This is a genomic window from Citrobacter sp. CK195 (assembly GCF_030333365.1).
GTDB classification, from domain to species: Bacteria; Pseudomonadota; Gammaproteobacteria; order Enterobacterales; family Enterobacteriaceae; genus Citrobacter_B; species Citrobacter_B koseri.
In genome coordinates this window covers 263,613-276,793 of sequence record NZ_JAOWGB010000023.1, presented here as the reverse complement: position 1 = coordinate 276,793, position 13,181 = coordinate 263,613, and the positions used below count along the sequence as shown (strand labels likewise).

Below are 13,181 nucleotides of genomic sequence, written 5' to 3'. Positions count from 1 at the left end.
TCCGGCCTACACGACTACAGAACAACTCGTAGGCCCGGTAAGCGACAGCGCCACCGGGCGATTGGCCGGATAGAGGCTCTATGCCGTCCGGCGAGTAAATTCCTTCACTTTAAAGCCCAACACCGCCAGCGCGGCGAAATAGGCGGCAATCCCCACAACCACAACCGCCATCAGTCGGGCCAGACGCCACAGCATCGTCCCTTCTGACCACTCAGGCATAATATGCAACATGCCAACCAGCGCGGCGGACATCACCAGCACGGAAATCACCAGGCGGGTCAGGAACCACGTCCAGCCCGGCTGCGGAGTAAAGATTTTCTGTTTGCGCAGTTGCCAGTACAGCAGCGACGCATTCAGACACGCCGCCAGACCAATAGACAGCGACAGACCGGCATGCTTCAACGGCCCGATAAACGCCAGGTTCATCAACTGGGTCATGATCAGCGTCACAATGGCGATTCTGACCGGCGTTTTGATATCCTGGCGCGAGTAAAATCCCGGAGCCAAAACTTTCACCACGATTAAGCCGATCAGACCAACGGAATAGGCCACCAGCGCGCGCTGGGTCATCGACGCATCAAAGGCGGTGAATTTGCCGTACTGGAACAGCGATACCGTCAGCGGTTTGGCCAGAATGCCCAGCGCGACGGCGCTCGGCAACGCCAGCAGAAAACACAGACGCAGCCCCCAGTCCATCAGACGGCAATACTCATCATGATTGCCGCTGGCAAAACTTTTAGACAGTGAAGGCAGCAAAATGGTGCCCAGCGCCACGCCCAGAACCCCTGACGGGAACTCCATCAGTCGGTCAGCATAATACATCCAGGAGACTGAACCGGAAGCCAGAAACGAGGCGAAAATGGTGTTGATGATCAGAGATATCTGGCTTACCGAAACGCCGAGGATCGCCGGGCCCATTTGCTTCACAACGCGCATCGCGCCTGCGTCACGGAAATTGATGCGCGGCAATACCAGCATCCCAATTTTCTTCAGATGAGGAAGCTGGTAAACCAGTTGCAGCACGCCGCCCACCGTCACCGCCCAGGCCAGCGCCAGTACGGGAGGATTAAAATACGGCGCGGCAAACAGCGCAAAGCCGATCATACTGATGTTCAGAAATGTGGGCGCAAACGCAGGAATCGAGAAACGGTTCCAGGTGTTGAGGATCGCGCCCGCCAGCGAGGCCAGCGAAATCAGCAAAATATACGGAAAGGTGATTTGCAGCAGTTTGGTGGTCAGGGCGAATTTATCAGCGGTATCGGCAAAACCCGGCGCGGTTACCATGATCACCCACGGCGCGGCGAGCATACCGGCCACCGTCACTACGGCTAACGCCAGGGTCAGCAGGCCGGAGACATAGGCGACAAAAACCCGGGTCGCCTCTTCGCCCTGCTTGCTCTTGTATTCTGCAAGGATCGGCACAAACGCCTGGGAAAATGCCCCTTCGGCAAAAATGCGCCGCAACAGATTCGGTAACTTGAATGCCACGAAAAAGGCGTCGGTCGCCATCCCTGCGCCAAAAATTCTGGCGACAATCGCGTCACGCGCAAAACCAAGCACGCGCGAAAACATGGTCATCGAGCTGACGGCAGCCAGCGATTTTAATAAATTCATCAGTGTTGTATTCCAGACCCTGGAGCAAAACCCTTGCATGGCCGACCGCAGGCCGGATAAAGGCGTTTACGCCGCCATCCGGCAATATCGCTGTGCCTGATAACCACGTAAAAACGTCTTATCAGGCCGACAGAACGATCCACGGTTTGCCATCATTCTCTGTCAGAAAGAGGTGTCATTTTGAGTTGGCATATAGTACCTGGATTATGATGAATTACTACAGCCAGATGTTACAGGGCGTTATTCGCTCATTGCCTCGCGCCAGAGTTTCTCTACGACGCGCTGCGCCAGAATCGCCTGTTCGCCCGCCGTTTCAGGAACCGTCTGATTTTGCACGCATTCAATAAAATGACGGGCGCATCCGGCAAATCCACGTTGTTCCTGGGTTGTCTGCCAGCCCGGAATGGGTTTATGCACCACGCCCTGACCGCGTTCCTCGCGCCATTCGCGCATGTCCGTCACATCAAACAGGCCGCCGTCCGTCACCGCCTGCACACATTCACGCTGACTCCCGGCGCGACGGTGCATACTGGTGGTGATTTGCAACTGATCCGCCCCAAAATGGTGCTCGGCATACAGCATCTCACCAAGATCGTTGGTCTGCAACGTGCCGCCGTTCAGTTGCGCCTTGCCGTCCGTCAGCCACAGCGCGGTGTCCACAACGTGCAGGTAGTCATCCAGCAGCGTGAAACGCAAATCATGCGGCCCGACGCTGTCCGTCCGGTGTTTATCCATACGGACAGAAGCGGCGGCGCCCAGTTGCGCTTTCAGATCGCGGTAGAGCGGAGCGAAGCGTCGGTTAAACCCGACCATTAGCGTCAAATTTTTGCGCGCGGCCAACGCCACCAGCCGTTCCGCATCGCGCAGGTTTTCCGCCAGCGGTTTATCGACGCAGACATGAACTCCGGCATTGAGCAGTTCGCTCACCACCTCATAATGCGTCGCCGTGCTGGAGTGGACGAAAATGGCGTCGCAGGTTGACGCCAGCGCTGGCAACGACTCAACGTACGGCATCCGCCAGCTTTCACAAATGCGCAGCGCCTTATCCCGCGAAGGAGACCAGGCCCCCTGTAGCGTCCAGTCGCCGGATGCGCCCAGTACGGGCAACCAGGCTTTTTGGGCGATCCCCCCTAACCCAACAACACCGATACGTAATTTTTTCACGTTAGTCTCCCAGGTGCGCCAGGAGCGAATCAAGGCGCTGTTTCAGTTCCGCGACTTCGCCTTCCAGCGCCTCAACGCGCGCATGCAGATCGCCCGACGCCGCCTGCGGCGCGTCATCTGAACTCACCGGTTCATCGACTTCGCCGCAAAACAGGTGCATATACCGGCTTTCACGCTTACCCGGTTCGCGCGCCAGGCGCACTACGTAAGGGCCGTCGTCACGGGTGGCAAGCTGTTCCAGCGTCGTTTCCACTTCCGCCATATCACTAAATTCATACATGCGGGATGCACGGCTGCGCAGTTCACCTGGCGTCTGGGCGCCACGCAGCAGCAGCGTGGCAATCAGCGCCACCTCCGCCGGACTCAGTTTAAGATTGCCAAACTCGGAGTTGCAGAAGCGCTGTTCATATTTGGTGACGCGATTGCCGAAACCGCTCACCGTCCGCAGAAAATGGCGTTTCACCAGATTATCAAGCTGTTCCTGCACCTCATGCTCCGATAAGTTCATTACCGGTTCACGGTTGGTTTTTTGATTGCAGGCGGTAACCACGCCGTTAACCGAGAGCGGGTATTGCTCCGGCGTTGTCACCTGTTTTTCCAGCAGGCAGCCAATCACTCGCGCTTCAGTGGCGGTTAGTTCGTATTTCATCGTCCTCTCCTTAGCGACCGGGGGTCCATTCAGTCGTCGTCAACGCCGTCAGCACATGATCGCGCCACTGTCCGTCAATCAACAGGTAATCTTTCGCATACCCTTCTTTTTCAAAGCCGAGCCGCGCCAGCAAGTCGCCGCTGCGCTTATTATGCGGCATATAGTTCGCCATAATACGGTGAATATGTTGCGTACGCTGCATATAGCGAATCGCCGAGGTTAAGGCCTCATACATCAGCCCCTGCCCCTGCCACTTTTGTGCGATGGAGTATCCCAGATAACAGGCGTGGAATGAGCCACGCACCACGTTAGAAAAATTGGCCACGCCGATGATCTCTTTCTCTTCCGGGTCGAGCAGCGCGAAATAGAACGCTGAGCCCTGTTTATGAAATTCGGCGATCATGCTCAGACGCGCCTGCCAGCCCGAAGGATAGCAGTGGCTTTCATCACGAACGGGTTCCCAGGGTTTTAAAAAATGACGATTTTCCGCGTAATAATCGGCCAGACGCCAGGCATCACGCTCATGTACTAAACGCACAACCAGACGGTCGGTTGTTAAGCGTACTTTTGGCACGTTACTGCGATAGCCAAACATTCTATACCTACTCCTTCCCGTAACGTCTTCACACCCTGATAACGTTACTATACCTGCGCCTGTACGCTCTGTGAAAAGTGCAAATCGTCATTTTTTGGCTTATTCACACATTTTGATGAAAACTCTCTATCAAGATGGACTTTTGATAAAAAAATATTGTCCCGGCAAAGGTGGGAAAAAACGCGCCGACACCGCAGAATAGAAGGTGCTCACCTTTTAAACTCAACAGAATTCGAGTTGCAGGATGGCGGCAAGCGAGTCACTCCCTGAAAGCGCACAGAAATACGTGGCCGGGGAGCGCGAACGCCGCCGACGCGCCTGCGACGTGAAGGATGACGAGTGTCTTTCCCGGGAGGGGAAATGTCGCGTGTCTCGCAGGCCAGGAACCTGGGTAAATATTTCCTGCTCATCGATAATATGCTGGTCGTATTAGGCTTTTTCGTGGTGTTTCCACTGATCTCCATTCGCTTTGTCGACCAGATGGGCTGGGCGGCATTGATGGTCGGCATTGCGCTCGGCCTGCGCCAGTTCATCCAGCAAGGGCTGGGCATTTTTGGCGGCGCGATTGCCGATCGTTTTGGCGCGAAACCAATGATTGTTACCGGGATGCTTATGCGCGCAGCCGGATTCGCGACGATGGGGATCGCCCATGAGCCCTGGCTGCTCTGGTTTTCCTGCTTTCTTTCCGGGCTTGGCGGCACCCTTTTCGATCCGCCGCGCTCTGCGCTGGTCGTCAAGCTGATTCGCCCTGAACAACGCGGTCGTTTCTTTTCGCTGTTGATGATGCAGGACAGCGCGGGCGCCGTGACTGGCGCGCTATTGGGTAGCTGGTTGTTGCAGTATGACTTTCGTCTGGTATGCGCGACGGGGGCGGTACTGTTCGTTTTGTGCGCCGCGTTTAACGCCTGGCTGCTTCCGGCGTGGAAGCTGTCAACGGTGAAAATCCCGGTACGCGAGGGCATGGGGCGCGTCATGGCGGACAAACGGTTCGTGACTTACGTACTGACCCTGGCGGGATACTACATGCTGGCCGTACAGGTGATGCTGATGCTGCCCATCATGGTCAATGACATCGCGGGATCACCGTCCGCCGTCAAGTGGATGTATGCGATCGAAGCCTGCCTCTCGCTGACGCTGCTCTATCCAATCGCCCGCTGGAGCGAGAAACGTTTTCGCCTGGAGCACCGCCTGATGGCCGGACTGCTGCTGATGTCGCTCAGTATGTTGCCTGTCGGGCTGGTCGGTAATTTACAGCAGCTCTTCACGCTCATTTGCACGTTCTATATCGGTTCGGTCATTGCAGAACCGGCGCGTGAAACGCTCAGCGCCTCGCTGGCCGATGCGCGGGCGCGCGGCAGCTATATGGGCTTCAGTCGACTGGGTTTAGCCATTGGCGGCGCGATAGGGTATATCGGCGGAGGATGGTTGTTCGATATGGGGAAAGCGCTGCAACAGCCTGAACTGCCCTGGATGATGCTTGGGGTAATCGGAATCATGACCTTTCTTGCGCTCGGCTGGCAATTCAGCCACAAACGGACGCCACGCGGCATGCTGGAGCCAGGCGCCTGATTTGATACCTGCTTTCATCTCCTCCATACTGAAAGAGAACCGACAGTTAAATGGAGGAGAAACGTGAAGCTTTATATTTACGATCACTGCCCTTTCTGCATCAAAGCCCGCATGATTTTCGGCCTGAAAAATATTCCCGTTGAGCTAAACGTCCTGGCAAACGACGACGACGCAACGCCCACCCGCATGATCGGCAAAAAAATGGCGCCCATTCTGCAAAAGGACGACAGCCGTTATCTGCCCGAAAGTATGGATATCGTCCATTATGTGGACAACCTTGACGGCAAACCCTTGCTGATCGGAAAACAGAACCCCGCGATTGATGAGTGGCTACGCAAAGTTAACGGTTACGCCAATCGCCTGCTCCTTCCGCGTTTCGCAAAATCGGCATTTGATGAGTTTTCCACGCCGTCGGCGCGGAAATACTTCACTGAGAAAAAAGAGGCCATGATTGGCGACTTTGGCGAAAATCTGGCGCATTCCAGTGGGCTCATCAAAAACATCAGCGACGATCTGCGCGCGCTGGATAAATTGATTGTGCAGCCCAATGCCGTGAACGGTGAACTGTCTGAAGACGATATTCATTTGTTCCCGTTATTACGTAACCTGACGCTGGTCGCAGGCATAAACTGGCCAACCCGGGTCGCTGATTACCGTGATAACATGGCAAAACAGACGCAAATCAACCTGTTATCGTCTATGGCCCTCTAATGCTTGTGGGTGGAGGCGCCATGCCGCCACCCTTTCAGTTTTTTCTGCTGGTGCGCGGCGTGCTGGTGCCACATGCTGCTTTGTGTCAGGATTACGACACGGGCATCATGTTGAGGAACCCCATGAAAAAGATTGTCTTTGCCGCTGCATTGTTGGTTAGCGGCCTGTTGGTTGGCTGCAACCAACTCACGCAGTACACGGTAAGCGAGCAAGAAATTAATCAGGCGCTTGAAAAACGGAATAATTTTTCCAAAGACATTGGCTTACCGGGCATCGCGGATGCGCATATTGTTCTGACGAATCTCAGCAGCCAGATTGGCCGGGAAGAGCCCAACAAAGTCACGCTAACCGGTGATGCGAACCTGGATATGAGCTCCCTGTTTGGCAGCCAGAAAGCCACCATGAAACTGAAGCTGAAAGCGCTACCGGTCTTTAACAAAGAAAAAGGCGCGATTTATCTGCAAGAAATGGAAGTGGTGGATGCAACCGTAACGCCGGAAAAAATGCAATCGGTGCTGCAAACGCTGATGCCTTACCTGAATCAGTCGTTGCGTAATTATTTTAATCAGCAACCGGCCTACGTTTTGCGTGAAGACAGCAGCAAAGGCGAAGCGCTGGCGAAAAAATATGCCAAAGGCATAGAGGTTAAACCGGGCGAAATCATCATCCCGTTCACCGACTAACGCACCTGGGCGCATTTGCGCCCTTTTTTTTCGTGCAAACGAAAACGTTTCCGCTTATCCTTGGTTTCCGGCAAAAATGACTATCCCCCCAGCCGGAGCATATTGATGACTGCACCATCCCAGGTTTTAAAGATCCGCCGCCCAGACGACTGGCACGTTCACCTTCGCGATGGCGACATGTTAAAAACTGTCGTGCCTTACACCAGTGAAATTTATGGCCGCGCGATAGTGATGCCGAACCTGGCGCCACCTGTTACGACGGTCGATGCGGCCATCGCATACCGCCAGCGCATTCTTGATGCCGTTCCTGCCGGGCATGACTTTACCCCACTGATGACCTGCTACTTAACGGATACGCTTGATCCTGATGAGCTTGAGCGCGGATTCCGCGAAGGCGTCTTTACCGCAGCAAAACTCTATCCGGCCAACGCGACCACCAACTCCAGCCACGGCATCACCTCTGTCGATACGATCATGCCGGTACTGGAGCGCATGGAAAAACTCGGCATGCCGTTGCTGGTACACGGCGAAGTTACCCATGCTGATATCGATATTTTTGACCGCGAAGCACGGTTTATTGAAACGGTGATGGAGCCGCTGCGCCAGCGTCTGACGGCGTTGAAGGTTGTGTTTGAGCACATTACCACCAAAGATGCCGCAGAGTACGTTCGCGACGGCAACGAGCTGTTAGCCGCCACCATCACGCCACAGCATCTGCTGTTTAATCGCAACCATATGCTGGTTGGCGGCATTCGCCCGCATCTGTATTGCCTGCCGATCCTCAAACGTAACGTCCACCAGCAGGCCTTGCGTGAACTGGTCGCCAGCGGATTTAGCCGCGCCTTCCTCGGTACCGACTCCGCGCCGCACGCCCGTCATCGGAAAGAAACCAGCTGCGGCTGCGCAGGCTGCTTTAATGCCCCGACGGCGCTTGGCAGCTACGCTACGGTCTTTGAAGAGATGAACGCCCTCGCGCATTTTGAAGCGTTCTGCTCACTCAATGGGCCACGGTTCTACGGCCTGCCGGTCAATGAAACCTACGTTGAACTGGTACGCGAAGAGCAGCTCGTCCCGGAAAGCATCACGCTTGCCGATGACTCACTGGTGCCCTTCCTGGGCGGCGCGCGCGTACGCTGGTCAGTAAAATAATAAAAAAAATGTGGCCAACTGTTGTAAGCCAGAAAGGTTAACTGTATAAATACACAGTATATTCAACAGGGGGCCATTATGCGTATTGAAGTCACTATAGCGAAAACGTCACCTTTGCCTGCTGGCGCGATTGACGCGCTGGCCGGTGAACTCTCCCGCCGTATCCATCACTCTTTTCCAGATAACGCGGGCAATGTTGTCGTCCGTTATGCCGCAGCCAACAATCTGTCGGTCATTGGCGCGACAAAAGAGGATAAAGAACGCATCAGCGAAATCCTACAGGAAACCTGGGAAAGCGCGGATGACTGGTTCGTCAATGAATAAAAAATGATATGCAGTAATGTTCGTTTTTGCCGGGTCGCCCCGGCTTTTTTATTTGCGCAACTGGTCGCTTTTTAATCCATTACTCAAAATAACTGCACAACATGCCAAAAAAATATGAATAACATGCTGTTTTATTGTGCACATAATTCTTAAAAAGAAGAAATTTATTCTGTCACCCTTTAAATTTCCAGTGAATAGCCTTATTTATTGATATACTGAAGTTGCTTCAGAAAAAAACACGCATTGAACCTCGAAAACCGTTGTCTTGTAACACGTATTAGGGGGCATAATGGAAAAGAATAATGAAGTCATTCAGACTCATCCGCTTGTAGGATGGGACATCAGCACCGTTGACAGCTATGATGCGCTGATGTTGCGTTTGCACTACCAGACCCCGAATCGCCCTGACCCTGATGGGACTGAAGTTGGTCAGACGCTCTGGTTAACCACCGATGTTGCCAGACAATTTATTTCGATATTAGAAGCAGGCATCGCCAAAATTGAATCTGGCGATTACCAGGAAAATGAGTATCGCCGTCATTAACGTGACGCGACCCCTCCACCCAAAGGCACCTTAAAAGGTGCCTTTATCGTTTCATACCCTCAATAATTCCACTGACAGAAAGTCGGCCGACAAACGCGCCGCCGCGACGGCAATCCGAAAGCATGACGAGTATAACTTGTATATCTCAATTCACTTATTTACCCTGCAATAATCGCGATAGCAGAGAGAAGCTGATGAAATACGACTTAATCATTATTGGCAGCGGTTCCGTCGGCGCCGCAGCCGGATATTATGCCACTCGCGCCGGACTGAAGGTTCTGATGACAGATGCCCATATGCCGCCACATCAACAGGGCAGCCATCACGGCGATACCCGGTTAATCCGTCACGCTTATGGCGAGGGTGAGAAATACGTTCCTCTGGTGCTGCGTGCGCAAACGTTATGGGAAGAGCTTTCAACGCATAATGAAGATCCCATCTTCGTCCGCTCCGGCGTCATAAACCTCGGCCCGGCGGACTCGCCATTTCTGGCGAACGTGGCGCATAGCGCACAGCAATGGCAGTTGAACGTTGAACAACTGGATGCCGCCGCCATCATGGCGCGCTGGCCTGAAATTCGCGTCCCTGACAACTACATTGGCCTGTTCGAAACGGACTCCGGTTTTCTGCGCAGTGAACTGGCGATCAAAACCTGGGTTCGCCTTGCCGAAGAGGCTGGCTGCGCGCAGCTCTTTAACTGCCCCGTCACCGCCCTTCATCACGATAGCGACGGCGTTACCGTTGAAACCGCTGACGGCGAATACCGCGCGAAGAAAGTGCTGATCAGTGCCGGTACATGGGTACAGGCGCTGGTGCCGGAACTCCCTATCCAACCCGTTCGTAAAGTTTTTGCCTGGTATCAGGCTGACGGGCGCTACAGCATGAAAAATAACTTCCCGGCGTTCACTGGAGAACTCCCGAACGGCGATCAGTATTACGGTTTTCCCGCCGAAAACGACGCATTAAAAATAGGAAAACACAACGGTGGTCAGTTGATTCACTCACCGGAAGAGCGCAAGCCGTTTGCCGCCGTCGCCAGCGATGGTTCCGAAGCGTTCCCCTTCCTGCGCACTATCCTGCCCGGCATTGGCTGCTGCCTGAACGGCGCCGCCTGTACCTATGATAATTCCCCGGATGAAGATTTTATTATCGATACATTACCGGAACATGATAATACGCTGATCGTCACCGGTCTGAGCGGCCACGGCTTTAAGTTCGCCTCGGTATTGGGCGAGATTGCCGCCGATTTCGCGCAGGGTAAATCGCCGGCTTTTGACCTGACGCCATTCAAACTGAACCGCTTTACGCAATAATGACCCAATGGCCTCGCAAACGGGGCCGTTTCTTTTTGAGGAGTCAGGCTGTGCGTCGTATTTTTCACTATCTGATCAATAATATTCGTGAGCATTTTATGCTCTACGTTATTTTATGGTCGCTGCTGGCCATCATGGACATTATTTATATCATGTTCTTTTAATTTATTTCAGCTGACAAAAATTGACAAAACCTGAGATTACTCTAACTTTCATTGTAATAATTTGACCAATAAGAAACCTCCCGCCCTCCTGCCCCATATAGATAAAACCGCTAATCACCTCGAATCTTCTGACGCATAATGACAAATTCAATCAATTTTATTGAAATAAAAACAAATATCGCCAGGATTGTTATTTATTAGTTGCATTAATGTCTCTAACAGGTCATTTTCATTCTCTCCTGAAATATCCATTGGTGTGTTTATGCAATTCAAAAATACTCCTCAGCGCTATGGCGCCATTTCTGTATTGCTTCACTGGCTGGTCGCCATTGTTGTATACGGCATGTTTGCCCTGGGTTTATGGATGGTGACGCTCAGCTATTACGATGGCTGGTATCACCAGGCGCCGGAATTGCATAAAAGTATCGGCATCCTGCTAATGATGGGGCTGGTTATACGTGTTTTCTGGCGTTTCGTCTCACCACCGCCAAAGGCGCTGAAAAGCTATTCACGCCTGACCCGTCTGGGTGCGGCGGTGGGCCACCTTGCGCTGTATCTTCTGCTCTTCGCCATTGTGATCAGCGGCTATCTGATCTCAACCGCCGACGGCAAACCGATCAGCGTGTTTGGGTGGTTTGACGTGCCCGCCACGCTGGCCGACGCGGGCGCTCAGGCCGATCTTGCCGGTAGTCTGCACCTGTGGCTGGCCTGGAGCGTTGTGATTTTGTCCGTTCTGCATGGGCTAATGGCCCTGAAGCACCATTTCATCGATAAAGACGACACCCTGAAGCGTATGCTGGGGAGATCGTCGCCTGACTATGGAGTTGAAAAATGAAAAAAAGCCTGCTGGGACTGACTTTTGCTTCCCTGTTATTCACCACTGGTTCTGCAATCGCGGCAGACTATAAAATTGATAAAGAGGGACAACACGCCTTCGTTAACTTCCGTATCCAGCACCTGGGTTACAGCTGGCTGTACGGGACGTTCAAAGATTTCGACGGAACATTTACCTTCGATGAAAAAAATCCGGCAGCGGATAAAGTGAACGTCACCATTAACACCAACAGCGTTGATACCAACCATGCGGAGCGTGATAAGCACCTGCGTAGCGCTGATTTCCTGAACGTGGCGAAATTCCCGCAGGCGACGTTTACCTCGACCAGCGTGAAAAAAGATGGCGACGAGCTGGATATCACCGGCGACCTGACGCTCAACGGCGTCACCAAACCAGTCACGCTGGAAGCGAAGCTGATCGGCCAGGGTGACGATCCGTGGGGCGGGAAGCGCGCGGGCTTTGAAGCGGAAGGTAAAATTAAGCTGAAAGACTTCAACATCACCACCGACCTCGGCCCTGCATCGCAGGAAGTCGATTTGATTATCTCGGTGGAAGGCGTACAGCAGAAGTAACGAATGCCGGATGACGGCATTGCCTTCAGCACATATTGTAGGCCCGGTAAGCGGAGCGCCACCGGGCGCAATGCCGGATGACAGCGTCGCCTTCAGCACATATTGTAGGCCCGGTAAGCAAAGCGCCACCGGGCGTAATGCCGGATGACAGCGTCGCCTTCAGCACATATTGTAGGCCCGGTAAGCGAAGCGCCACCGGGCGTAATGCCGGATGGCGCTACGTTATTCCGCCGGGTCGGGAATGCCCAGTTGGGTATTCAGGCGGCCACGCGATTTATTGAAGATTTTATTGCCGTTCTCACGGCCAGCGCGGCGACGGCGCTGTTCCTCTTCCGGCAAACTGCTCTCTTCACAGCACAGCTCGCTACAGCAGCCTTTAAACTTCTCGGCGCAAGCCGGGCACTGAATAAACAGCAGATGGCAACCATCATTTTTACAGTTGGTATGGCTGTCGCACGGAGCGCCGCACTGGTGACAATGCGCGATAACCTCATCAGAGATCCGCTCTCCCATGCGCTCATCAAACACAAAGTTCTTACCAATGAAACGCACCGGCAGTCCCTGCTCGCGCGCCTTACGCGCGTACTCAATGATGCCGCCCTCAATGTGCCACACTTTGTTAAAACCGTTATGCTTCATCCAGGCGCTGGCTTTTTCACAACGAATACCGCCCGTACAGTACATGACGATTTTCTTGTCTCTATGCTCCTGCATCATTTCAACAGCTTTCGGCAACTGCTCGCGGAACGTATCAGCCGGAATTTCCAGCGCATTTTCGAAATGCCCCACTTCATATTCGTAGTGGTTACGCATGTCGATAAACACGGCATCAGGATCGTCCAGCATGGCGTTCACTTCCGCCGCTTTCAGGTACTCGCCAACGTCGCTGGCATCAAAATTCGGATCGTCGATACCATCAGCCACAATCCGCTCGCGTACTTTCATACGCAGCACCCAGAAGGACTTACCGTCATCGTCCAGCGCAATATTCAGACGCAAGCCGTTTAATGCGGGATCAAACGCATACAGCTGCTCACGAAACGCCGCGACCTGACTTTGCGGCACGCTGATCTGCGCGTTAATACCTTCACGCGCCAGATAAACGCGACCAAAAACATTCAGCGAGGTAAACATCTGGTACAACGCGTCGCGCGTGCTCTGCGGATCGACGATCGTGAAATATTTATAAAAAGAGATGGTCGTGCGCGGCTCCGTTTCAGCTAACATCCGGGCTTTAAGCGCATCGTTCGAAATGCGGTTGTGTAACACTGGCATGGTGTACGTATCCTGCAATC

15 protein-coding genes are annotated in these 13,181 nt (G+C 53.5%); 10 read left to right on the top strand and 5 right to left on the bottom strand.

Features of this window, described 5'->3' with window-relative positions; translation table 11 throughout:
- Nucleotides 1-78 precede the first annotated feature (78 nt).
- The 4 genes from murJ to rimJ all read right to left on the bottom strand — a co-directional run bounded on the left by murJ (nucleotide 79) and on the right by rimJ (nucleotide 4,022).
- A complete protein-coding gene (gene murJ, locus OGX93_RS09830; protein WP_024130442.1) occupies nucleotides 79-1,614 on the bottom strand; it encodes a murein biosynthesis integral membrane protein MurJ in 1,536 nt (511 codons plus the stop codon).
- A 240-nt stretch (nucleotides 1,615-1,854) separates the two neighbouring features.
- Nucleotides 1,855-2,778, bottom strand: coding sequence for a Gfo/Idh/MocA family protein (locus OGX93_RS09825; RefSeq protein WP_214143789.1), 924 nt, complete (start codon nucleotides 2,776-2,778; stop codon nucleotides 1,855-1,857).
- Nucleotide 2,779: 1 nt separating this feature from the next.
- Complete coding sequence (locus OGX93_RS09820) at nucleotides 2,780-3,427, bottom strand: YceH family protein (RefSeq protein WP_115609389.1); 648 nt, start codon at nucleotides 3,425-3,427, stop codon at nucleotides 2,780-2,782.
- Nucleotides 3,428-3,437: 10 nt separating this feature from the next.
- Entirely contained in the window at nucleotides 3,438-4,022 is a 585-nt protein-coding gene (rimJ, locus tag OGX93_RS09815; protein ID WP_024130443.1) for a ribosomal protein S5-alanine N-acetyltransferase, read from the bottom strand.
- A gap of 360 nt (nucleotides 4,023-4,382) precedes the next feature.
- Here rimJ and mdtH point away from each other — a divergent pair, with 360 nt between their 5' ends.
- The 10 genes from mdtH to OGX93_RS09765 all read left to right on the top strand — a co-directional run bounded on the left by mdtH (nucleotide 4,383) and on the right by OGX93_RS09765 (nucleotide 11,886).
- A complete protein-coding gene (gene mdtH / locus OGX93_RS09810; RefSeq protein ID WP_012132860.1) occupies nucleotides 4,383-5,591 on the top strand; it encodes a multidrug efflux MFS transporter MdtH in 1,209 nt (402 codons plus the stop codon).
- A gap of 63 nt (nucleotides 5,592-5,654) precedes the next feature.
- Complete coding sequence (gene grxB, locus OGX93_RS09805; RefSeq protein ID WP_024130444.1) at nucleotides 5,655-6,302, top strand: glutaredoxin 2; 648 nt, start codon at nucleotides 5,655-5,657, stop codon at nucleotides 6,300-6,302.
- 122 nt (nucleotides 6,303-6,424) lie between these two features.
- Nucleotides 6,425-6,985 carry a lipoprotein gene (locus OGX93_RS09800; protein ID WP_024130445.1) on the top strand — a complete coding sequence of 187 codons (561 nt, stop codon included), beginning with the start codon at nucleotides 6,425-6,427 and terminating at the stop codon, nucleotides 6,983-6,985.
- A 105-nt stretch (nucleotides 6,986-7,090) separates the two neighbouring features.
- Entirely contained in the window at nucleotides 7,091-8,134 is a 1,044-nt protein-coding gene (gene pyrC, locus OGX93_RS09795) for a dihydroorotase (protein ID WP_286449640.1), read from the top strand.
- Between the two features lie 78 nt (nucleotides 8,135-8,212).
- Nucleotides 8,213-8,458: a DNA damage-inducible protein I gene (dinI, locus tag OGX93_RS09790; RefSeq protein ID WP_012132864.1), complete on the top strand. Its 246-nt coding sequence runs from the start codon at nucleotides 8,213-8,215 to the stop codon at nucleotides 8,456-8,458.
- 289 nt (nucleotides 8,459-8,747) lie between these two features.
- Nucleotides 8,748-9,002 carry a biofilm formation regulator BssS gene (gene bssS, locus OGX93_RS09785; protein WP_012132867.1) on the top strand — a complete coding sequence of 85 codons (255 nt, stop codon included), beginning with the start codon at nucleotides 8,748-8,750 and terminating at the stop codon, nucleotides 9,000-9,002.
- Between the two features lie 194 nt (nucleotides 9,003-9,196).
- The gene (gene solA / locus OGX93_RS09780; RefSeq protein WP_286449641.1) at nucleotides 9,197-10,315 is read left to right on the top strand and encodes an N-methyl-L-tryptophan oxidase; all 1,119 of its coding nucleotides are present in this window, start codon (nucleotides 9,197-9,199) and stop codon (nucleotides 10,313-10,315) included.
- 50 nt (nucleotides 10,316-10,365) lie between these two features.
- Nucleotides 10,366-10,479 (top strand): YceO family protein, encoded by a 114-nt coding sequence (locus tag OGX93_RS09775; RefSeq protein WP_047457560.1) that lies wholly within the window; start codon nucleotides 10,366-10,368, stop codon nucleotides 10,477-10,479.
- Between the two features lie 262 nt (nucleotides 10,480-10,741).
- On the top strand, nucleotides 10,742-11,314 hold the full coding sequence (locus tag OGX93_RS09770) for a cytochrome b (protein ID WP_012132871.1): 573 nt from the start codon (nucleotides 10,742-10,744) through the stop codon (nucleotides 11,312-11,314).
- Nucleotides 11,311-11,886, top strand: a complete 576-nt coding sequence (locus OGX93_RS09765) for a YceI family protein (RefSeq protein WP_012132872.1) — start codon at nucleotides 11,311-11,313, stop codon at nucleotides 11,884-11,886. The genes OGX93_RS09770 and OGX93_RS09765 overlap by 4 nt, the downstream gene beginning before the upstream one ends.
- A gap of 222 nt (nucleotides 11,887-12,108) precedes the next feature.
- On the opposite strand, the gene trhO is transcribed toward OGX93_RS09765, so the two are convergent.
- The gene (gene trhO, locus OGX93_RS09760) at nucleotides 12,109-13,161 is read right to left on the bottom strand and encodes an oxygen-dependent tRNA uridine(34) hydroxylase TrhO (protein ID WP_012132873.1); all 1,053 of its coding nucleotides are present in this window, start codon (nucleotides 13,159-13,161) and stop codon (nucleotides 12,109-12,111) included.
- Nucleotides 13,162-13,181: the final 20 nt, after the last annotated feature.